Source organism: Sphingomonas sp. 10B4 (assembly GCF_035019905.1).
Classification (GTDB): Bacteria; Pseudomonadota; Alphaproteobacteria; order Sphingomonadales; family Sphingomonadaceae; genus Sphingomonas; species Sphingomonas glacialis.
On sequence record NZ_JASJVC010000044.1, the window covers coordinates 1 to 22,592 of the forward strand.

At 66.0% G+C, this 22,592-nt stretch carries 15 protein-coding genes, 1 tRNA gene and 1 pseudogene; 9 read left to right on the forward strand and 8 right to left on the reverse strand.

The features are described 5' to 3' along the window. Positions 1-196 precede the first annotated feature (196 nt). A complete protein-coding gene (locus QN347_RS13050) occupies positions 197-877 on the forward strand; it encodes a type 1 glutamine amidotransferase domain-containing protein (RefSeq protein WP_322160526.1) in 681 nt (226 codons plus the stop codon). Between the two features lie 40 nt (positions 878-917). On the opposite strand, the gene QN347_RS13055 is transcribed toward QN347_RS13050, so the two are convergent. The 3 genes from QN347_RS13055 to QN347_RS13065 all read right to left on the reverse strand — a co-directional run bounded on the left by QN347_RS13055 (position 918) and on the right by QN347_RS13065 (position 6,202). Further along, the gene (locus tag QN347_RS13055; RefSeq protein ID WP_322160528.1) at positions 918-2,381 is read right to left on the reverse strand and encodes a carbohydrate porin; all 1,464 of its coding nucleotides are present in this window, start codon (positions 2,379-2,381) and stop codon (positions 918-920) included. 143 nt (positions 2,382-2,524) lie between these two features. Then, entirely contained in the window at positions 2,525-5,917 is a 3,393-nt protein-coding gene (locus tag QN347_RS13060) for a polysaccharide deacetylase family protein (RefSeq protein ID WP_322160529.1), read from the reverse strand. A gap of 208 nt (positions 5,918-6,125) precedes the next feature. After that, a tRNA-Pro gene (locus tag QN347_RS13065) sits at positions 6,126-6,202 on the reverse strand. Positions 6,203-6,315: 113 nt separating this feature from the next. Between QN347_RS13065 and pnuC the strand changes: the two genes are divergently transcribed. Together pnuC and QN347_RS13075 are read left to right on the forward strand one after the other, a co-directional pair. Next, on the forward strand, positions 6,316-6,888 hold the full coding sequence (gene pnuC, locus QN347_RS13070; RefSeq protein ID WP_322160531.1) for a nicotinamide riboside transporter PnuC: 573 nt from the start codon (positions 6,316-6,318) through the stop codon (positions 6,886-6,888). Then, positions 6,885-7,400 (forward strand): AAA family ATPase, encoded by a 516-nt coding sequence (locus tag QN347_RS13075; RefSeq protein WP_322160533.1) that lies wholly within the window; start codon positions 6,885-6,887, stop codon positions 7,398-7,400. The genes pnuC and QN347_RS13075 overlap by 4 nt, the downstream gene beginning before the upstream one ends. Positions 7,401-7,557: 157 nt before the next feature. Here the strand turns inward: QN347_RS13075 and QN347_RS13080 are convergent, their stop codons facing one another. Next, entirely contained in the window at positions 7,558-8,100 is a 543-nt protein-coding gene (locus tag QN347_RS13080) for a peroxiredoxin (protein WP_133190080.1), read from the reverse strand. A 307-nt stretch (positions 8,101-8,407) separates the two neighbouring features. After that, on the reverse strand, positions 8,408-9,376 hold the full coding sequence (locus QN347_RS13085) for a CsgG/HfaB family protein (protein ID WP_322160534.1): 969 nt from the start codon (positions 9,374-9,376) through the stop codon (positions 8,408-8,410). 99 nt (positions 9,377-9,475) lie between these two features. Here QN347_RS13085 and lepA point away from each other — a divergent pair, with 99 nt between their 5' ends. Then, the gene (gene lepA, locus QN347_RS13090; protein WP_322160536.1) at positions 9,476-11,335 is read left to right on the forward strand and encodes a translation elongation factor 4; all 1,860 of its coding nucleotides are present in this window, start codon (positions 9,476-9,478) and stop codon (positions 11,333-11,335) included. Positions 11,336-11,723: 388 nt separating this feature from the next. On the opposite strand, the gene typA is transcribed toward lepA, so the two are convergent. Then, complete coding sequence (typA, locus tag QN347_RS13095) at positions 11,724-13,565, reverse strand: translational GTPase TypA (RefSeq protein ID WP_133190084.1); 1,842 nt, start codon at positions 13,563-13,565, stop codon at positions 11,724-11,726. A 263-nt stretch (positions 13,566-13,828) separates the two neighbouring features. Continuing rightward, positions 13,829-16,201: pseudogene (locus tag QN347_RS13100) on the reverse strand (TonB-dependent receptor). 170 nt (positions 16,202-16,371) lie between these two features. Between QN347_RS13100 and QN347_RS13105 the strand changes: the two are divergent. Together QN347_RS13105 and QN347_RS13110 are read left to right on the forward strand one after the other, a co-directional pair. After that, on the forward strand, positions 16,372-17,568 hold the full coding sequence (locus tag QN347_RS13105; RefSeq protein ID WP_189675514.1) for a toxic anion resistance protein: 1,197 nt from the start codon (positions 16,372-16,374) through the stop codon (positions 17,566-17,568). 4 nt (positions 17,569-17,572) lie between these two features. After that, positions 17,573-18,265: a hypothetical protein gene (locus QN347_RS13110; RefSeq protein WP_322160538.1), complete on the forward strand. Its 693-nt coding sequence runs from the start codon at positions 17,573-17,575 to the stop codon at positions 18,263-18,265. A 71-nt stretch (positions 18,266-18,336) separates the two neighbouring features. On the opposite strand, the gene QN347_RS13115 is transcribed toward QN347_RS13110, so the two are convergent. After that, on the reverse strand, positions 18,337-18,702 hold the full coding sequence (locus tag QN347_RS13115) for a hypothetical protein (RefSeq protein WP_322160540.1): 366 nt from the start codon (positions 18,700-18,702) through the stop codon (positions 18,337-18,339). Between the two features lie 182 nt (positions 18,703-18,884). Between QN347_RS13115 and QN347_RS13120 the strand changes: the two genes are divergently transcribed. The 3 genes from QN347_RS13120 (at position 18,885) to QN347_RS13130 (ending at position 22,576) form a co-directional block, all read left to right on the forward strand. After that, the gene (locus QN347_RS13120; RefSeq protein ID WP_322160542.1) at positions 18,885-20,306 is read left to right on the forward strand and encodes an amidohydrolase; all 1,422 of its coding nucleotides are present in this window, start codon (positions 18,885-18,887) and stop codon (positions 20,304-20,306) included. Further along, complete coding sequence (locus QN347_RS13125; protein ID WP_322160544.1) at positions 20,303-21,598, forward strand: amidohydrolase family protein; 1,296 nt, start codon at positions 20,303-20,305, stop codon at positions 21,596-21,598. Before QN347_RS13120 ends, QN347_RS13125 begins: the two co-directional genes overlap by 4 nt. A 138-nt stretch (positions 21,599-21,736) precedes the next feature. Then, positions 21,737-22,576 carry a hypothetical protein gene (locus tag QN347_RS13130; RefSeq protein ID WP_322160545.1) on the forward strand — a complete coding sequence of 280 codons (840 nt, stop codon included), beginning with the start codon at positions 21,737-21,739 and terminating at the stop codon, positions 22,574-22,576. Positions 22,577-22,592: the final 16 nt, after the last annotated feature.

Consider the following 22,592-nt stretch of genomic DNA (forward strand, 5'->3'; position numbering starts at 1 on the left):
CCCCCCCCCCCCCCCCCCCCCCCCCCCCCCCCCCCCCCCCCCCCCCTGTTTTTTTTCACGCCCAAGCCGGCATCCGCCGATGTGTATAAGAGACAGGCACGGAAACGACCACGGCGGTGCGGGATATGGGCGAACACGTCCGCCCGGCACATTCGCCGCGTCCGTGCACTGGATCCGCGATCAGAAAGCAGCCGACATGAAGATTTTGATGGTACTGACGTCGCACGACCAATTGGGCGACACCGGCAAGAAGACGGGCTTCTGGCTCGAAGAACTCGCCGCGCCGTATTACGTGTTCAAGGATGCGGGTGCGGAGATCACGCTCGCCTCGCCCGCTGGCGGGAAGCCGCCGCTCGACCCCAAGAGCAACGAGCCCGACAGCCAGACCGACGCGACGCGCCGGTTCGAGGCTGATGCCACCGCGACCGCGCAACTCGCGGACACCGTCCGGCTCGATTCGGTCGACCAGGCCGATTACGACACGGTCTTCTATCCCGGCGGCCACGGCCCGCTCTGGGATCTGGCAGAGGATGCGACGTCGATCGGCTTGATCGAAGCGTTCGTCGCGGCCAACAGGCCCGTCGCCTTGGTCTGCCACGCACCGGGCGCGCTGCGCCGGGTAAAGGCGGCCGATGGCACTCCGCTCGTCCAGGGCAAGCGCGTGACCGGCTTCACCAATGGCGAGGAGGAAGCCGTCGGACTGACCAAGATCGTGCCGTTCCTCGTCGAGGACGAACTCATCGCGCTTGGCGGCAAGTATGAGAAGACGAGCGACTGGGGCGTCCACGTCGTGCAGGACGGCTTGCTGATCACCGGCCAGAACCCGGCCTCGTCGGCGGCTGCAGCGCACAAGCTGCTCGACGCGCTCGCAAAGTAAGCGACACGGGGGAGGCGCGACCAAGGCGCCTCCCCCTCTCTTACAACGTAATCGCGCCCTTCAACCCCAGCACCACGACCTCTTCGGCGCTGCGCACGCCGCCGGGGTGGTGGATCCACTGGACGTTGGGCTGCAGCTCGAGCCACGGCAGCGGCGTCACGCTGTAATAGAGTTCGGCGGCATATTCGGCGTCGCGCACCGGCTTGCCCGGGGTCAGCCGGTCGGCATCGGCCGCGCGCCCATTGATGTTGGTCCGCCCGAACGCGACGCCGAGCACGTCGCCGGGCAGCCACGTCGCCAACCCCTTGTAGAACACACCGACCACCGCCTGAATGTCGGTCACTGCGGTCGCGCGGTCGGTCTGCGTGAAATTGGCGAACACGCCGAGCCCGTCGAGCGACTTGCCGTCCTTCGACGTGCCGGTGATCTGCTGCTGCACGCTGACATAGCCGCCATAGCGCCCCGAATGTTCGAGCGGGGCGAGCCCGGTGACGACGATCGGGCGACGGTTGATGTCGCGATAGACGTCGGTGCCATTGGCGGTCGTGTACCAGCCACCGACCTTGTACGATCCGACATGGCCGCCATCGCCGCCATGCGTCCACCCCGCCTCGAACGGGATCAGCACCCCCGTCGCGCCGTGCCAGCGCGCGACGAAGAAGTTGTTCTTCAGGTTGAGCGGATTGACCTCATAGACGCCCGCCTGGACGTACACGCCGCGCCGCACATCGACGTGGAGGCGCGCGCCCCACTGCCCGACCGGCCAGTTCTGCCAGTAATCGCCGACCAGATTGCCCGGCTGCGCGCCGCAAAAGGTCAGGTTCTGGAAGTGGCACGAGAAGACCGCGAAATCCGAGCCCGGATTGGTGCGGCCGAGCTTCACTTCGACCGCATCGCCGAGCTTCTGCTCGTACCACAATTCGGTGACGCGCACCGTCTGCCCGCGGCCATAGACCTCCTGCACTTGCTGGAGCGTGCCCAGCCCGGCGACGTCGGACAGATTGTCGCCGCGCCGCCACGTCAGCGTCGCCTGGAGCGTCCCGCCCTCGAGCCCGACGAGCTTGCCCATGTCGACCTTGGCGCCGATGTCGAACTGGCCGGTCTCGGTGATCGCCTGACGCCGCCCGCCAGTCGGGTTGTACGCGGTCTCCGACGCGTAGCGCGCCGATACGTCGACGCCGCGCGCGCCGAGCCAGGTGCGGCTGTTGCGCCAGTCGCCGAACAGGCCGGGCGGTGCCGCGCTCTGCGTATCGCCGATCTGCGAACCGGGCGAGGTATCGCGCGGGTGCGCAAGATGGTTCGGCCGGTAGCGCGCGGGCGTCGGTGCTGCCGCAGGCGCTTCGGTCGCGGGTTTCTTGGTATCGTTCGCCGCGGGCGCCTCGGGGGCGGTCGGCGGCGGTGCGGGCGCGCCGATATCGACCTGTTGCGCCATCGCGCCCGCCGGCAGCAGCAGCGCGGCGAGCACACCCGCCGCCGCACTTGCTTGGAATGTCCGCACGATCATCGCTTTGCCTTACACCGAACCCGACACTCGGCGTGCGATGCAACCTGCGGCGCGCGAAGGATAGCGGCCATCGCCCGAAGCTGCGCCAGTTGTTTGATTTCGGTTTAGAATGTCGCGCTTATGTCACAGGCGGATGGGCGCGTTTACCGCGCCTGCACCCGCCCGGTCCGCACCAGCTTGCCCCAGCCGACGCTGCGCCCGCGCAACGCCTGCGTGATCGCCTTCAGCACGACATAATACATGATCTGGCGATAGCCGATCCGCTGCGGGATGAGCAGCCACAGCAAACGCCACTGCTCGCGCCGCTCGAGCGCGAAGGCGACCGTCGCCGCGAGCAAGTCGATCGCGGTGAACACCAGCCAATAGAGCAGCATCTTGTCGACGTCGTGCTGCGTCTGCGCCCAGCCATGCGCCTGCACCGCGATATAGGTCATCACGAAGCTGACGATCAGCGCGAGATCGATGATCGGCGAGATCGCCGCAAAGACGATCTGGAACAGGATCGCCTGCGGCAAGCCGACACGCGCGAGGCCCGCCGGGCGGCCCGTCGCCATGATGCTGCCATGCTTCCACAGGCATTGCAGCGTGCCGAACGCCCAGCGGAAGCGCTGCTTGGCGAGGCCCTTGATCGTCTCGGGCGATTCGGTCCAGGCGATGGCGTATTGGTCGTAGGTCACCGCCCAGCCCGCGCGCTGGATCGCGATCGTCAGATCCTGATCCTCGGCGAGCGTATCGTCCGGGTAGCCGCCGACCTGCTGGATCGCCGCCAGCCGCCACGCGCCGACCGCGCCCGGCACCACCGTCATCGCGTTCATCCGCGCAAGCGCGCGCCGCTCGAGATTCTGCGCGGTGATATATTCGACCGCCTGGAACTTGGTGAGCAGATTGACGCGATTGCCGACCTTGGCGTTGCCCGCGACCGCGCCGATCTTGGGATCGTCGAACCACCGCGCGAGACGCGCGATCGTCGTCGGCTCGAACTGCGTATCGGCGTCGAGCGCGATGACGATCTCGCCCGTCGCAAGCGCCAGCGCCTGGTTGAGCGCGCGCGCCTTGCCGCCATTCTCGAGCGTCAGCAACCGTACGCGCGGATCGCCCGCGAACGCCGAGGTCACGACTTCGCTCGTATCGTCGCTCGATCCATCATCGATCACGATCACCTCGATCCGCACGTCGGTCGAGGCGAGCACGCCGCGCACCGCGCGTTCGATCACCAGTTCCTCGTTGAACGCCGGGATCATCACCGTGACGAAGCGGTTGGGGTCGATCGCCGGGAACACCGTCTTGCTCTCGCGCCGCGCCTGGATCAGCGCGAGCAGCGACAGGATCACCGCGCGCGCGATGCCGATGCTGATCGCGAAGAAGAAGATCCAGCCGAGCGCGACGACGCCGCCGCCGAGTACCGAGAAGATGAACAGATCGGTCTCCGCCGCCGCGCGGTCGGACGGCGAGAGCGTCGGCATCGCGACCGACTTGGGAATCCCCGCAAGCGCCGACACCGGCACGAAGGTGTACCCCTTGGCGCGCAGCTGGTCGATGATCTGCGGCAGCGCCGCGACGGTTTCCGAGCGGTCGCCACCGGCATCGTGGAGCAGCACGATGTTGCGGCTGCACTGCGGGTCGGGATTGGCCGCATCGCATTTGCCGTTGGGGTCGGTGACTTCGTCGACCGTCGCGTCGATGATCGACTGGACGCCCGGCCGTTTCCAGTCGCCCGGATCGACGTGCAGGCCGACCGAGATATAGCCCCGGTCCTGCGCCATCAGCGCCGGATCGATTTCGTCGGCGGTGCTCGGCTCGGCATCGCCGAAATAGGGCGCACGGAACAGCCGCAGCGTGTGGCCGGTGAACGCCTGGAACAGTCGCTGCGTCGTGTTGAGCTGGAAGGTCGTCTCGGACTGCGAGGCGCCCGCCAGATTGGGATGGGTATAGGTATGGCTGCCGATCTCATGCCCCTCGGCGACCATGCGGTTGATCAGGCTGCGCTGCGTCAGCACATTCTCGCCGATCACGAAGAAGGTGCCGGGCACCTTCTTTTGCTTGAGGATGTCGAGGATCTTGGGCGTCCAGGTCGGATCGGGCCCGTCATCGAAGGTCAGCGCGACGAGCCCCGGCTTGTAGCCGGTCCGCGCGACGACATAGGGCGATGGCAACGTCTGAAAGGTGACGTTGCCGATCGCGCCGTCCTTGGTCACTTGCGCGCGCCGCACGCCTTTGACGGGGACGCCCGCGATCTTGAGGATCTCCCCGCTGCCGTCGATATCGACATCGGTACCCGCCGGAATGTTCTCGATCGCCGAGGCCGCAGGCAAGGTGCGATGCGCTCGCCCGAAGATCGACCACAGCCCCGGATCTTCCGACCCGAGCCGCCACAGCCCGATCCCGCTCAAACCGACTTTCTGCAGCCAGCGCATCTGGTTGTACGCCGATGGCGCATCGAGCATCCACACGACGTGGCGGCTGCCCGCTTCCTCATAGGCAAAGCCGCTATTGCCGCTCTGCCGGTCGAAGGTCGGCATCGCGCTCGATTCGCGCGCGGCTTCCCAGGCTTCGTCGATCGCGAGCGGTTCGCCCGTGCCGTCGTGCCAGTTATAGGCGTAATTGCCGATCGCGACGACGATCTTGTCGCGCGGCACATCGCGCACCGCGCGCGACACCGATTGCTCGAACCAGCTTTGCGATGCGATCGGCCCGGCCTCGCCGCTGATCTCGTGCTGGTCGTAGGCCATCAGTACGACGCGATCGACGACCTTGGCGAACGCGCCGATGTTCCAGCCGGGCTCGCCGCCCGCTTCGTCCTCCGCCGCGCCGACCGGCACCGCGATCCCGATCACCCAATTGCGCTTGGCGAAGCGCGCCTTGGTCTCGCGCAGGAAGGCGAGGAAATCCTGCTGTCCCCTGGGCGAAAGCTCCTCGAAATCGAAGAACGCGCCCCCTGCCCCGTTCGCGGCGAGCCACGGCTCGAGCGTATCGAGGAACTTCTTGCGCAACTTGGGGTCGCGCAGCAGCGCTTCCATGCCGGCCGCATCCCATTTCCCGTCGATCGCATTCTGGATCATCGGCAGGATCAGCGGGCGTGGGCTCGCGCGGTTGATGATCTCGCGGCCCGCGGTGTCGCGGAACACGGTGATGTGATGGTTGGGGCCGGACACAGACACCCAGCCCGGCACGAGCCAATCGAGCTCGCCGATATGGCGGCGCAGCGACGCGGTTGAGGACGGATCCCACGGCACATGGAAGGCGATCGCAAGCGGCTGATCGACCCCGACGCCGCGCGCGGGTGCACCGAGCAGCCGCGCATAGCCGCTAAGCCCGTGGCGCGCGCGGCGCAGCAGCGGCTCGTGCGGCGGCGGCAATTTGGTGATCGCCGCGTGCTCGGCCTCGACCGGAAGCAAGGGCGCGCGCGGCACCGCACCGATCGAAATCGCGAGCGCTGCCACCGCCATCACCACCAGCAGCACGAACGCCGCGACCGCCATCGCAAATCGCCGGCGGCGCCGTCCCGAAGCATCGTAGAAAACGGGCGAGCGGCTCATGCGATCGGTGTCCTCAGGGTGAAAAGATTAGGCTCGCATCGGTGCTTTGGCATGGCACAATCGCGACGCCAAGGTGACAAACGCTTCATCTGGCCGAACATGGTTTGCCACGGCACCCCATTCGGGCGCGCTGTCGTTCGACATTGGAGGTGTCTGCGCAGGTGTCTGCCGGAGACGCGCTCACGGCTGTTCGGGGCCAATGCTGCAATGGTCGGGGCGATAGGATTCGAACCTACGACCCCTGGACCCCGAGACCAGTGCGCTACCAGACTGCGCCACGCCCCGACACATTGCAGGGCGCAGCGCGTAGACCCCCGTCTCGCGACTATCAAGCGGAAAATCGCCCCGCGTGCGCGCAATGCTCGACGCTGGCGCAATCGCGCTGCTACGCGGGCGGCATGACCACCCTGGAAATCCTGGCGTTCGGGCTCGGGCTCGCCAATGTCGCGCTCGTCGTGCTGCGCAGCATCTGGAACTACATCTTCGGGCTGGCGATGGTCGCGCTCTATGCAGTCATCTTCGTCCATACCAAGCTTTATAGCGACGCGCTGCTGCAAGTGTTCTTCTTCGTCGTGCAAATCTACGGCTGGTGGAACTGGGCGCGCGTCAAAGCCGAAACCGGCGAGATCGCGGTCGGCACCCTGCCGGACCGCGAGCGCCTCCTGTGGCTGGCGGCGGCGGCGGTGGGCAGCGCGGGCTGGGGCTATGCGATGTTCCGCTTCACCGATGCGTCCTTCCCCTGGCTCGATGCGACGCTCGCGATCGTCAGCGTCGTCGCACAGATCCTGCAGTCGCGGCGCAAGCTCGAAAGCTGGTGGCTGTGGATCGCGGTCGATATCGGCTCGGTCGCGCTTTACGCGGCCAAGGGATTGAAGCTGACGATGCTGCTTTATGCGATCTTCCTCGCGCTCGCGATCTGGGGGCTGATCGATTGGCGCCGCGTCGCGCGACGGACGGCGGTCGTCGCATGAGCACGATCTGCCTGCACGGCCCTGAGAGCACGGGCAAATCGACGCTGATTCCGCAACTGGCGGCGCACTTCGGAACGATCTTCGTGCCCGAATACGGCCGCACCTTCGCCGAGACGCACGGAACCGAGTTCACGATGGCCGATCTGGTCGAGATCGCGCGAACGCACGACGCACAGACTCGCGCGGCGCTGGCGACGGGGGTCGACCCACTGCTGCTCGATACCGATCCGTTGATGACTGCGGTGTGGGCCGACATGCTGTTCGGTCGTCGCGATCCGTGGTTCGACGCGTGGCACGGCAGTGCCGACCTGTATCTGCTGCTCGATATCGATTTGCCGTGGATCGACGACGGTACGCGGATGTTCGGCAGCGTGGCCGAGCGCCAGCTCTTCTTCGATCTGTCGCGCGCCGAGCTCGACCGGCGCGGCCTGCGCTATACGATCGTCGGCGGCCAGGGCCCCGCGCGCCTCGCCGCCGCGCTGGCGGCGATCGCGGCGGCGGGACTGGGCTGACGCCGGGACGGCGATCCGTTTAGGCGCTCCCCGGCGAAGGCCGGGGCCCAGGAGCGGAACGACGGAGGCGCGCGGCCTCGCGAGATGATCGTGGCCTTCCCGACTGGGCCCCGACCTTCGCCGGGGAGCCCATTTCAATGCTGCGAGGGTAGCCGGATCAGCCCTTCTTGGCTTTCAGCGCCTTCACCGCGGCGAGCGTGCCGGTGATGTGCCCGGCGGGCGCCATGTCGGACAGGACATAGGCGATCTTGCCGTTCTTGCCGATCACGTACGAGGTGCGGTTGGTCCAGCCGGCCTTTTGCGGCAGCGCGACGTCATAGCCCGAGATCGTCGCCGGGGTCGCGAGACCGACCGGGAACTTGTCGCGGCATTCGACCGAGGAGAATTCCTTGATCCGCTCGGCATTGCCCGCGGTCAGGCCGATCAGCGTCGCGCCCTGCTTGGTGAAATCGTCGGCAGCTTCGGCGAAGGCGTGCGCCTCGGCAGTGCAGCCCGAGGTGAAGGCGGCGGGGAAGAAGTAGAGCACGACCGGCCCCTTCTTGAGCGCTGCCGCCAGCGAGAAGGGATGCGTCTTGCCGGCAAGCGCCGCCTCGGTCGAGAAGTTGGGCGCGGCATCGCCGACTTTCAGCGCAGCGCTGGCGGGCGCGGCGGCGAGGAGGGCGGCAGTGGCAGCGGCGATAAGCGGAACAGCGAACTTCATGGCATCGTCTCCTGGATAGTGCCGCATCCTACCGCGCCGGCTGGCGGTCCGCCAGCACGATCGGCACATCTGCGCCCCCTCCAACCGTCACCCCGGCCTTGTGCCGGGGTCTACCGGGATGCCCAACGTGCCAGCGCAGAACGCGCGGCACGGTGGCCCCCGGCACCAGGCCGGGGCGACAAAGAAAAGCTTGCCCCCAAACCGTTCGGGCTGAGCCTGTCGAAGCCCCCCTCGCCCAACGCGCCGCTCGCGTGTGTGGGGCAGCCCTTCGACAAGCTCAGGGCGAACTGCGGCTAGCGTCCGCCCCCTACCGTGACGGCGCGAGCTTGGAGTTGAGCACCCACCCAACATTGTCGTTCTCGTCGGCGACCTCCCACCACATGCCGTCCTTGTTGCCGGTCGGGTAAACGATCGCGCCCGGCGAAAGCGTGCGCACCACCTTGCCCGCCGCATTCGCCGCGCTGCGCAGCGCGACCGGGCCTTGCGTCGTGAAGGTCTTGGCGGGCGCGGCCTCGGCCGTCCCGGTGTCGCCGGGGTTGGTATAGCCGAGCCCCGTGACGAGCTTTGCATACGCCTGGATGAAGGCGAGCGTCACGATCCGCCCGATATCAGTATTGTCGTATCCCCCGCCGACCACGCCGCCGCCGGCAAAGCCGCCGAACACCCCGCCGCCGCCGCCGAAGCTCAGGCTGTTCTTGGCGGCATAGCCATCCTCGGTCGCGAGCGTCTCGGTCGTGCGGACGTTGGTGATCGACAGCACGACATTGGCTTCCATCTTGCGGCTGCGTAAGCCTCCGACGAGCCCACCGAACGGCCCGCCGATCAGCCCGCCGACGCCCGCCGCGACGCCGCTGCCGCTCGCGTTGCTGTTGGCGCCCTGCACTTCGGCCTGGAGCACGTAATCGGCCGCCTTGATCTGCCCCTGCCCGACATTGGCGCCGCGCTGGAGCCCGAGATCGCCACCGATGTCGCGCTCGCGCTGCGCCGCTTGCAGCCCGCTGCCGCGATCGACGATGTTGAAGCAGCCCGAACGCTGCACGAGCACCTTGAGCAGCTTCTGCGGAGGGGCAAGGCTGTACTGCGTCCAGCCGCGCGGATCGTCGCCATCGACGATCGAGATCGTGCCGTGCTTGCGCGCGCAGCGCGGCACGTCGTTCATCGTCGCCTCCTGCAGCTTCTGCGTGCCCGACGGCTTGGCCATCCGCTGCGCCCCCGCCTGCATCGGTACGCCGCTCAACACCGCCACGATCGCCATTCCGGCCGTCAGTTTCGCCATGCCACCCCCGCTGAGAATCGTTACGCCTCCAATATCGAAAAGCGACCCGACGGCATAGGCGTATTGCGCCCTCGCGCGACGGGCTTTGTGCCCGGCCGCATGCGATGCTATGGGCCGCCTTTCCCTTTCCGCAGCACTCATCCGGGCGAATTCGTGACCCCTCTCCACACCATCCGCAATTTCTCGATCATCGCGCATATCGATCATGGCAAGTCGACGCTCGCCGACCGCCTGATCCAGGCGACCGGCGGCCTGACCGACCGCGAAATGTCCGAGCAAGTCCTTGATAACATGGACATCGAGAAAGAACGCGGGATCACCATCAAGGCGCAGACGGTGCGGCTTCGCTACACCGCGAAGGACGGCGTCGACTATACGCTCAACCTGATGGACACGCCGGGCCATGTCGACTTCGCCTATGAAGTCAGCCGCTCGCTCGCCGCATGCGAAGGCGCGCTGCTTGTCGTCGATGCCGCGCAGGGTGTGGAAGCGCAGACGCTCGCCAACGTCTATCAGTCGATCGAGCACGATCACGAGATCATCCCGGTCATCAACAAGATCGATCTCCCCGCCGCCGACGTCGACAAGGTCAAGGCCGAGATCGAGGAAGTGATCGGCCTCGACGCGAGCCAGGCCGTGCTCACCAGCGCCAAGGCCGGGATCGGCATCGCCGAAGTGCTTGAGGCGATCGTCACGCGCATCCCGCCGCCCAAGGGCGATGCCGATGCGCCGTTGAAGGCGATGCTCGTCGACAGCTGGTACGACCCGTATCTCGGCGTCGTCATCCTCGTGCGCGTGGTCGCGGGGGTCCTCAAGAAGGGCCAGCAGATCAAGTTCATGCAGGCCGGCACGCTCCACCTGGTCGACCGCGTCGGCTGCTTCCGCCCCAAGATCGAGCAATTGACCGATCTCGGCCCGGGCGAAATCGGCTTCATTACAGCCCAGATCAAGGAAGTCGCGCAGACCCGCGTCGGCGACACGATCACCGACGCCAAGCGCCCTGCCCTGGAAGCACTGCCGGGCTTCAAGGAAGTCCAGCCGGTGGTCTTCTGCGGCCTGTTCCCGGTCGACGCCGCCGATTTCGAGAAACTGCGCGAGAGCATCTCCAAGCTGCGGCTCAACGACGCGAGCTTCTCGTTCGAGATGGAAACCAGCGCGGCGCTCGGCTTCGGCTTCCGCTGCGGCTTCCTTGGCCTGCTGCACCTCGAAATCATCCAGGAGCGCCTGACGCGCGAATACGATCTCGACCTCATCACCACCGCGCCGTCGGTGGTCTATGACATCGAGCTGACGCATAATGGCGGGACGATCGAGCTCCACAACCCCGCCGACATGCCCGATCCCAACAAGATTCTGAGCATTTCCGAGCCGTGGATCCAGGCCGTCATCTACGTCCCCGACGAATATCTCGGCAGCGTGTTGAAGCTCTGCCAGGACCGCCGCGGGATCCAGAAGGACCTCACCTATGTCGGCGGCCGCGCGCAGGCGACCTACGAGCTGCCGCTCAACGAAGTCGTGTTCGATTTCTACGACCGGCTGAAGTCGCTTTCGAAGGGCTATGCCAGCTTCGACTACACGCAGATCGGCAAGCGCGAGGGCGACCTCGTCAAGATGAGCATCCTCGTCAACGAGGAGCCGGTCGACGCGCTGTCGATGATCGTCCACCGCGGCACCGCCGAGACGCGCGGGCGCGGCATGGTCGAGCGGCTCAAGGACCTCATCCCGCGGCATCTGTTCAAGATCCCGATCCAGGCGGCGATCGGCGGCAAGGTGATCGCGCGCGAGACGATCAGCGCGATGCGCAAGGACGTGACCGCGAAATGCTATGGCGGCGACGCCAGCCGCAAGCGCAAGCTGCTCGACAAGCAGAAGAAGGGCAAGCTCAAGATGCGCGAGTACGGGAGCGTGAGCATCCCGCAGGAGGCGTTTATTGCGGCGTTGCGGATGGGGGAAGAGTGAGGCCCGAGCCTAACGAAAGGATTGCGCAGCAATCGGGTCGTTAGACGAGGATCAGCCGAACTCCGGCCGGCGGCGCCAAAGCGCCGCCCGACGACGCGGCTTTGCCGCGGCGCGCTCCACACCCCGCGCTCCAACCGTCACCCCGGGTCCACCGCCCCACATGCGCAGCGCCCGCGGCACGGTAGGCCACGCCAGGTCAGCTTGAAAAGACTGAGTTTTATACCAAGTTCCCAAAGCGCTGTGTGACGTACGAACCCCAAGCCATGAATCTGGCTACTCAGTCGCCAGCGAAATTGGCCCCTGAAAATCGCATTAGATTTAGCCATATCACAAAAAAGGCCGGACGCTTTCGCGCCCGGCCCCTTAAACCCAACCTACAAACCCAGCCTTAGCTAAGCTTCGCGCGGCTCGCCCGCTTGCGCTCGTTCGCATCGAGGAACCGCTTGCGCAGCCGGATCGACTTCGGCGTCACTTCGACCATCTCGTCGTCGTCGATGTAGGCGATCGCCTGCTCGAGCGTCGCGCGCTTCGGCGGCGACAGGCGGACCTGGTCGTCCTTGCCGCCGCTCGCGCGGAAGTTGGTCAGCGCCTTGGTCTTCATCGGGTTGACTTCGAGATCGTCGGGCTTGGCGTTCTCGCCGACGATCATGCCCTCGTACAGCGCCTCGCCGTGGCCGACGAACAGGATGCCGCGCTCTTCGAGCGGACCGAGTGCGTAGTTATTGGCTTCGCCCGACCCGTTGGAGATCAGCACGCCGTTCTTGCGGCCTTCGATGTTGCCCTTGTGCGGGCCGTACTTCTCGAACAGCCGGTTCATGATGCCGGTGCCGCGCGTGTCCGACAAAAATTCACCATGGTAGCCGATCATGCCGCGCGACGGTGCGGAGAAGGTGATGCGCGTCTTGCCGCCGGTCGAGGGCCGCATGTCGGTCATCTCGGCCTTGCGCAGGTTCATCTTCTCGACGACCGTGCCCGAATATTCCTCGTCGACGTCGATGATGACGGTCTCGTACGGCTCGGTCTTGTTGCCCTGCTCGTCTTCGCTGAACAGCACGCGCGGGCGGCTGATGCCGAGCTCGAAGCCTTCGCGGCGCATCGTCTCGATCAGGACGCCGAGCTGAAGCTCGCCGCGGCCGGCGACTTCGAAGCTGTCCTTGTCCGAGGCTTCGGTCACCTTGACGGCGACGTTCGACTCGGCTTCGCGGAACAGCCGCTCGCGGATCATGCGGCTCGTCACCTTGGTGCCCTCGCGGCCCGCCATCGGCGAATCGTTGACGGCAAAGCGCATCGACAGCGTGGGCGGATCGATCGGCTGCGCGTGGAGCGGCTCGCTGACGCTGACGTCGGCGATCGTGTCGGCGACGGTCGCGATCGACAGGCCGGCGAGGCTGATGATGTCGCCAGCCTTGGCTTCGTCGACGGGAACGCGGTCGAGCCCGCGGAACGACATGATCTTCGATGCGCGGCCGGTCTCGACGATCTTGCCGTCGTTATCGAGCGCGTGGATCGGCTGGTTCAGCTTGACCACGCCCGAGTTGACGCGGCCGGTGAGGATGCGGCCGAGGAAGGGATCGCGATCGAGCAGCGTGACGAGGAAGGTGAAGGGCACGCCGGCGACTTCGACCTTCGGTGCGGGGACGTGCTTCACGATCGTCTCGAACATCGGGATCAGCGTGCCTTCGCGCGCGTCCATGTCGGTCGAGGCATAGCCGTTGCGGCCCGAGGCATAGAGCACGGGAAAATCGAGCTGCTCGTCGTTGGCGTCGAGCGACACGAAGAGGTCGAACACTTCGTCGAGCACTTCCTGGATGCGCGCGTCGTTACGATCGACCTTGTTGACGACGACGATCGGCTTGAGGCCGAGTGCGAGCGCCTTGCCGGTGACGAACTTGGTCTGCGGCATCGCGCCCTCCGACGAATCGACCAGCAGGACGACGCCGTCGACCATGCTCAGGATCCGCTCGACCTCGCCGCCGAAATCGGCGTGACCGGGGGTGTCGACGATGTTGATGCGGATGCTCTCGGATTCGCCCGGCGGGGTCCAGTCGACCGAAGTCGGCTTGGCGAGAATCGTGATGCCACGCTCTTTTTCGAGATCGTTCGAATCCATCGCACGCTCTTCGACGCGCTGGTTGTCGCGGAAGGTGCCGGACTGGCGGAACAGCTGGTCGACGAGGGTTGTCTTACCATGATCGACGTGTGCGATGATGGCCACATTGCGGAGGCTCATGAATATAGCTCGATGAAGTGAGGAATGATTGCGTTGGGCCCCTAGCGCAAATGGTGCGTCGCGGAAAGGGGGGGTGGTTTTTCGGGGGCGCTCGGGTGGAATGAGGCCGGGCGTAGCACGCGGGGCGCTTGCCGGCTTAAAGCGCATGCCCCCACGCCCCGTCACCCTCGCGAATGCGAGGGCGCCGCTTCTGCTGCTGGCTTTGGCAGAAGAAGCGGGATCCCCGCGTGCGCGGGGATGACGGGCGGTGGGCTAGTCTTGGATCAGAACTTGCCGGCGACTTCGACGCCGTAAACGCGCGGTTCGCCGCGGATGTAGGTCGGGATGCCGAAGCCGCCACCGGTGTTGCCCGCGTCGATCAGATACTTCTTGTCGAACGCGTTGCGGGCGAAGCCGCCGATCCGGTATTTCCCCTGCGCAATCTCGACGCCCGCGCGGACGTTGACGAGCGTGTAGCCGCCCTGGCTGATCGCCTCCGAGTTCGGCAGTTCGAAATACTGCTTGCTCTGATACGTCGCCGACGGCGTCGCATAGAAGGTCAGGTCGCCCGCCGGAACGCGCAGCGTCGCGCCGCCCGAGGCGCTGTATTTCGGCTGCAAGCGGAACTGGTCGCCGGCATAGACGCCGTACGACGCATTGTTGGCGATCTTGCCGTCGACATAGGCGAACGCGCCGAACACCTGCAGGAAGCGGCCGAGCTTGAGATTGCCCTCGAACTCGACACCCGGGTTTTTCGCCTTGCCGGCACTCTGCGTGGTGGTGACGCCGTTGTTCGTCACCGACACCTGGAAGCCGTTATACGCTTGATAGAACACGCCGAGCGATCCGGTGAACGGCCCGACCTTGCCCTTGATGCCGCCTTCGTAGTTCCACACGACTTCGTCGGGCACGACTTGCAGGTTCGGCACGACCACCCCGCCAACCGTCGTCGCGGCGAGCTGTACCACCGGCGAGCGACGACCCTTGCTGATCGTTGCGTACAGGTTGATCGAATCGCTGACGCGGTAGAGCGCGTTGAAGCGCGGCAGCACCGCGGTGAAGCTGCGCTGCGCGTTGAAGATCGTGCCGTTGGTGTTCGCGGTGCCGAGCAAGCTGCTGCGTACCCCGAGCGAGGCCAGGAGCGTCGAATTGGGCTGAACCGAACTGTAGCCCGACTTGCGCTGCTCGATCAGCAACCGCGCGCCAGCGGTCAGCTCGAGCCGCGGGGTCGGGATATAGGTGCCGTCGGCGAACACCGAATAGGTGTCGTTGGTGCCGTAATTGGTGAACACCGATTGATACGGAATCTGCGTCGCCGCGCCGCGCGTCAGCACCGCAGTCGCGCGCGCGGCGGTCACGGTGCCGTTCGGCGCGACACAGCCCGAAACGCCGCTTGCCGCGAGCGACGCGCGAACGCCGGCATAGGCCGCCGAGACCGAGCAGCCGAGATAGGTCCCCTCTTCGGTCGAGAAGGGCACGCGCTGGAGGTTGTTCTCGAAGAAGCCGTTCCAGCCGAACGAGGCGCGATATTTGTCGCCCGAGAAGTTGAAGCGGCCCTAATGGCTCCACTGGTCGCCGCGCGCATCCTCGGCGAATTCGAGATACCAGGCCGGACCGCCATCGGCATCGAACACTTCGTTGCTGTTGAACTTGCGATAGCCGTTGACGGTGGTGAAGGTGACACCCGGCGCCAGTTCCCAGGCGAGCGTGAAGTTGGCGTCATACACGTCGCGCTTGAGGCCGAGCTTGGCGGCGCCGAGCACCGAGGCGCTGTACGGCGAGCCCGACAGTTCGGCATAGCTGTAATCGCCGCCATTGCCACCGGTCGGCGCCAGGGCGCGCGAGCGGAACGCGGTGCCCGGGTTGCGCTGGCCGTCATAGGTCAGCACCAGGCTCGCGGTGATCGCATCGGTCGGGGTCCAGCGCAGCGAACCGCGAATGCCGCGCTGGTCCTGGCCGTTGAGATCGTCCTGGTCGATCTTGCCCTGATTCTGGTTGGCCACCTTGGGGTCGCCCGCGATATTGCGGACGAAGCCGTCATGATATTTGTACGCGAAGGCGAGCCGCCCCGAGAGCGTGTCGTTGCCGAGGTTGACGAAGCCCGACACCTGGCCGCGATGGTAATTGCCGTACGATCCCTGGAGCCCCGCCGAGGTCCCAGCATGCGGCTGTGCCGAGATCAAATTGACCGCGCCGACCGCCGAGGCAGTACCGAACAGCGTCGCCTGTGGTCCCTTGACGACTTCGATGCGCTCGAGATCGTACAGATCCTGATACGCACCGCGCGTCCGCGAGATGTCGATGCCGTTATAATAGATCGACACGCGCGCGCCCTACTGCGCCGAGCCGCTGTCCGAGGTGATCCCGCGGATCACGAAGCCGGGATTGTTGTCGCTCTGCTCCTGGATGCGCAGGCCGGGGATGTACATCGCGACTTCGGCGAGCGGATTGACGCCGAGCTCCTGCATCTTCGCGCCGGTCACCGCGGTGACGGTGATCGGCACGTCCTGAATCTTCTGCTCGCGCTTCTGCGCGGTGACGACGATGTCGCCGCCTTCTTCGGGCGCGCTCGGCTGGAGCGTAGATTGCGCAAGCGCGGCGGTGGAAGTGCAGCCGAGCAAAATGCCGGCAAACCCAAACGAGACGGAACGACGCATCACAGAACCCCTGTTTTTTTATCTTGCTGCAGCGCGGTACGGGCAAGCTGCGTCGGATTCGCGTCAATTTCGTTACGGTTGTGTTACGAGGTGCGTATTACCACAATGACACACTTGAACCGCAACGCGATCCCCTTCATCTAGGGGGCGATATTACCTGGAGGGAAGACATGGCGACCGCTGCCGACACCGACGCGACCGCGCTGGTCCTGACGCCGCCCGACCCCGTTCCCGTGGTCGCGCCCGAAAAGGCGATCGGCCTGGTGCCGGTCGACGACGCCGTCCGTACCCAATTGCAGACCAAGGTCGCAGGTTTCGTCGACGATCTGGTCGCGCAGGACGTCAACAGCCCCGAATTCGGCAAGCGCGTCGATGCGATCGCGGCGATGGGCCAGAAGGAAATCCGCGCCGCGGCCGACCAGTCGAACCGCTTTCTCGATCGCCCGGTCAAGGCGATGGACGGCGAGAGCGGCGTTGGCGCCGACCTCACCGAACTGCGCCGCACGATCGAGAAGCTCGATCCGTCGGTGAACAGCAAATTGCTCTCGGGCCGCGGCATGTTGAGCAAAGTGTTCGGCGGCGGGATCAACACCTATTTCGACAAATACCGCTCCTCGCAGTCGCACATCTCGGCGATCCTCAAGACGCTCGCGCGCGGCAAGGACGAGTTGCTGATGGACAATGCCGCGATCGACACCGAGCGCGCCAATCTGTGGGCGGCGATGGGCCGGCTCGAACAGATGATCGTGCTGTCGAAGGAAATGGACGCCCGGCTCGAGGACAAGGCCAACGACCTCGACCATAGCGACCCGGCCAAGGCCAAGGCGTTGCGGGAAAGCGCGCTGTTCTACGTCCGCCAGCGCACGCAGGACCTGCTGACGCAGATGGCCGTCACCGTGCAGGGCTATCTCGCGCTCGATCTGGTCAAGAAGAACAATGTCGAGCTGGTGAAGGGCGTCGATCGCGCCTCGACCACCACGGTCTCGGCTCTGCGCACCGCAGTCACGGTGGCGCAGGCGCTGGCGAACCAAAAGCTCGTGCTCGACCAGATCACCGCGCTCAACTCGACCACCGCCAATATCATCGATGCGACCGGCAAGCTGCTCAAGTCGCAGACCGCGACGATCCACGAACAGGCCGCCGCCGCGACGATCCCGGTCGAGACGCTGCAGCGCGCGTTCCAGAACATCTATGATACGATGGATGCGATCGACACGTTCAAGCTGAAGGCGCTCGATTCGATGAAGAGCACGGTCGGAACGCTGTCGAACGAAGTCGAGAAATCGAAGGGCTATATCGCGCGAGCGCAGGGCGCGATCGAGAATAAGGGCGCCGGGGGCGACGCGTTCAAGCTGGAGGCGCTGTAAGGCCATGACCGACGTCGACCGCCAGATCGCACGCGCCGGAGATTTGCTCGACCGCACCCGCGCCGAGCGCCAGGCGCTCACCGCTCGCCGCCGCCAGGGGGTGAGCGTTACACGCCGCCTCGCGCTGGCGGGCACGGCCGATCTCGCGATCATCGTCGCGGCGATCGCGGTCGGCTGGTTCGTGCCGATCGGCATGGGTGGCGCGCTGCTCGTCGCTGCGCTGCTCGCGGTGGTGACGGCGTTCCTGCTGTTCGCGACGCTGACGCCGGCGGTCCGCGTCGAGCAACTGACGCAAGTCCCGCTCAAGGCGCTGCCGGCCAAGACCGAACAGTGGCTCGACACGCAGCGCAAGCTGCTTCCCGCGCCTGCACAGACGCTGGTCGATGGCATCGGCGTGCGGCTCGAGACGCTGTCGCCGCAACTCGCGAGCCTCGACGAAGGCGAGCCCGTCGCGATCGAAGTGCGCAAGCTGATCGGCGAGCAGTTGCCCGAATTGCTCAAGGGCTATGCCAAGGTCCCGGCCCCGCTGCGCGGCGTCGCGCGCAACGGCAAGAGCCCCGACGCCCAGCTCGCCGACGCGCTCAGGCTGATCGATGAAGAGATCGGCCAGATGTCGGCGCAGATTGCGCAAGGCGATCTCGATTCGCTCGAAACGCGCGGGCGCTTCCTCGAAATCAAATATCGCGACGAGGTCTGACGCGCGGACCTAGCCGACGCTTCGGCGCCGCTCCGACGCGGCCGCATTCGGGTCCCGGCACCGGGATCCGCTCACTCCGGCAAAGCCAACCACGCTCGCGCCGGGGCGACCGCCAGGAACACGCGTAACCGCGGGTGAACCAGCGTGCGCTCCGCCTGCGCCTTGTTGAGCTGGCTTCCCACCACCACCGCGGTGCGGCCGGTGGTCATCGCCATGCCGCCCCGCATGATCTGCGTCAGCAAATCGGCGACATCCATCGCCTGGACGGGAAAATCGAGCGATTCGACACAGACGTCGAAATCGCTGCGGATCGCCTTGGCGGCCAGCACCTTGAGTCCGACTTCGCGCGCAAAGTCGGTAACGTCCTCGGGCTTCCAGAACCCGGCGACGCGCAAGGTGAGACAGTTGGCGTTTCGATCATAGTCTACGTGAAACATGGGCCCTCGATTGGCGGCCCCAACGCACCAGGCACACCGCACTGCGCGCGCCCTACGCCAGCGCGACGCGCACGCAAAGCCTGGCACGAAAACAGCGCTGCACGCTCCCGCATGATTGACAGCGTCCCACTCCTCCCGGATTACTCGACCAATACAGCGCACAGCGCGTCAAAGGGGGTCGCATGAAGCGTATCGGTTGGACCATGGTGGCGCTCGCCACGTTGCTCGCAAGCTGTGCAAGCGATGGCGAGCGCCCGGCGAGCGCATCGACCAAGCGGAGCAAGAGCGGCCCCGGCGCTGGCAAGGGCTATGCGCATGACCCCTTCCCCTCGACCTACAAGGCCTATCCCGGCACGCCGACGCTGGTCACGCATGTCACGATCTTCGACGGCGAAGGCGCGCGGATCGATGATGGCTCGGTGCTGTTCGCCGACGGCAAGATCGAGCGCGTCGGCCAGAGCATCGCCGCTCCTGCCGGTGCCACGGTGATCGACGGTACCGGCAAGACGCTCACCCCCGGCATCATCGATATCCACAGCCACCTCGGCGATTACCCTTCGCCCGCGGTCGAGGCCAATTCGGACGGCAACGAAGCGACCGGCCCGGTCACCGCCGACGTATGGGCCGAGCATAGCGTCTGGCCGCAGGATCCCGGCTTCAGCCGCGCGCTCGTCAATGGCGGCGTGACCACGCTGCAGATCCTGCCCGGCTCGGCCAATCTGATGGGCGGCCGATCGGTCGTCCTCAAGAACGTCTATGCGCGCACCGAGCAGGGGATGAAATTCCCCGGCGCGCCCTACGGCCTCAAGATGGCGTGCGGCGAGAATCCCAAGCGCGTCTATGGCAGCAAGGGGCGCGAACCCTCGACGCGGATGGGCAATATCGCGGTCGATCGCCAGACCTGGGCCAAGGCGGTCGAGTACAAGCGCAAATGGGACAAATACGAAAAGGACGGCGGCGATCCCCCCGGCCGCGACATCGCGATGGATACGCTCGCGGGCGTCCTCGGCGGCGAGATCCTCGTCCAGAACCATTGCTACCGCGCCGACGAAATGGCCATCGTCATGGATATGGCCAAGGAGTTTGGCTACCATGTCAGCGCGTTCCACCATGCGGTCGAGGCGTACAAGATCGCCGATCTGCTGAAGGAAAACGGCACTTGCGCGGCCGTGTGGTCCGACTGGTGGGGCTTCAAGATGGAGTCGTACGACGCGATCAGCGAAAACCTCGCGCTGCTCCAGGCAAACGGCGCGTGCGCGATGATCCACTCGGACGATCCCAATGGCATCCAGCGCTTGAACCAGGAAGTCGCCAAGGCGCTCGCCGCCGGTCGCCATGCCGGGATCGATATTTCCGACGCGGTGGCGTGGGAATGGCTGACCTATAACCCCGCCAAGGCGCTCGGCATCGCCGACAAGACCGGCAGCCTCAAGCCCGGCAAGATGGCCGATGTCGTGCTGTGGAACGGCAATCCGTTCAGCGTCTACACCCGCCCCGAAAAGGTGTGGATCGACGGCGCGTTGCTCTACGACGCCAACGATCCGAAACGCCGCCCCGTTTCCGATTTCGAACTCGGCCAGCCCGGTGCGGGAGATACCAAGTGAAGCGCCTCCTGCTCCTCAGCGCGGCCTTCCTCGCCGCGCCCGCCGCGGCGCAAAGCGTCGCGATCACCAACGCCAAGCTCGTCATCGGCGATGGCTCCGCACCGATCGAGGGCGGCACCGTGATCGTCCGCGACGGCCGCGTCGTCGCTGCGGGCCGCTCGATTGCGGTACCCACTGGGACCGCCACGGTCGATGCCGGCGGACGCTGGGTCACGCCGGGGATCGTTGCAGGCTTCACGCGGATGGGGATCGTCGAATCCGACGGAGTCGAGGAAACCAATGACACCGCCGCGCGCGGCAGCCCGTTCCACGCGGCGATCGATGTCGCCCCTGCGGTCAACCCGGCGACCTCCTCGATCCCGCTCAACCGCGCCGAAGGCATCACCCGCGCGATCGTCGCGCCCGACACTGACGGGTCGATCTTCGCCGGCCTGGGCGCAGTGATCGATCTCGGCACGGACCGATCGCCGATCACCAAGCCGCGCGCCTTCCAGTTCATGGAATATGGCGGCGGCGGGTCGCGTCGCGGCAACAGCCGCCCGGCGATGGTCGCGATGTTCCGCAACGCGCTGGCGCAAGTGAAGGACTATGTCCGCGCGCCTGCCGCCTATTCCGATCAGGGCAAGGATGCGTTGCTGACGCGCGCCGATGCGGCCGCGCTGGTCCCCGTCGCGTCGGGGGCGATGCCGCTGCTCGTCCATGTCGAGCGCGCCTCGGACATGCTCGCGCTGATCGATTTGAAACGCGACTATCCTGCGCTCAAACTCGTCTTCGTCGGCGCAGCGGAAGGCTGGCTCGTCGCCAACCAGATCGCCGCTGCGCGCATCCCCGTCATCGCCTCGGCACTCACCGATTTGCCCGCATCGTTCGATCAGCTCGGCGCGACGCAGTCGAATGTCGGGCGGTTGAAGGCGGCGGGCGTGCTCGTCGGGATCGGCACGATCAATGACGACGAGGCGCGCCAGGCGCGGCTCGAAAAGCAATATGCCGGCAACCTCGTCGCGCTGACCAAGGTGCCGGGCGCGACCGGCCTCGACTGGAACGCCGCGTTCGCCGCGATCAGCTCGGCACCGGCCGAGGCGATCGGCATGGGCGACGAGATCGGCTCGCTACGCGCCGGACGACGCGGCGACGTGGTGATCTGGGACGGCGATCCGCTCGAGCTCGGCAGTGCGGTGGCGGCGGTCTATATCGACGGCGTCAAGCAACCGCTGCGGACGCGACAGGATGCGCTGCGCGAGCGCTACAGGGTGCCGCAAGAAGGTACGCTGCCCAAGGCGTATGAGCGCTAACGGAGCTCAACGCTCTATTTAAACAAGCCATGCTTCGAACGTAGGTATATTACTGATAATAAGAGGTTTTATACCCTGATCCGTTGATTTTTCATCCGAATCGGCCCAATTTCACAACGGGGCGTGAGGGGAAATGCGATGGGGGTTCTGGCCAACCAAGTCGTGGCGAAGTTCGCCCCGAACGCGAAGCCCGGCTATGTCGCCGCTTTTGCAGACCCCGCCGGTCTGCTGGCGGCGGCGGGGATCACCACCCCGCTGCGGCTCGCGCATTTCATGGCGCAAGCGCTGCACGAGACCGGGGGGTTGACGATCCTCGTCGAAAGCGGCCGCTATTCGGCCAAGAACCTTGGCGCGATGTGGGACTCGGGCAATTGGCACCGCTATTTCCCCGATCGCGCCGCCTGCGTCGCGATGGCCGAGCAATGCGCGATCGATGGCGGCATCGCGCTGTTCAGCCTGGTGTACGGGAACCGCATGGGGAATGGCCCGCGCGAAACGCAGGACGGCTGGCGCTATCGCGGGCGCGGTGTGCTTCAGACCACCGGCCGCGACGCCTATGCGCGCTTCGGCGCGCGCTGCCACGTCGATTTCGAGGGCCACCCCGATCTGGTGGTCGATGCAGCGCATGCGCTCAAGCCCGCCTTGCTCGAATGGAGCGCCAAGCATCTGAATGCCGCGGCGGACAATAATGACATCGAGACGGTCACGCTCGGCATCAATGGCGGGATGATCGGCATGGCGCAGCGGCGCGCGTGGTTCGCGCGGATCTGGCCGTTCATCATCGGCGCGGCGCCGCTCGAACACAGCACCGAATGGAAGGTGCAGAGCGCGCTGGTCGCAGCGGGCTATCATCTTGGCCTGCCCGACGGCGTGGTCGGGCCGGCGACGCGGCTCGCGATCCTCGCCTATCGCGCCGCCAAGGGGCTTGCCCCCTCCCCGCAGGTCACGCCCGATCTGGTGCACGCGCTGGGCATCTAGCGCTCGCCGATCCGCA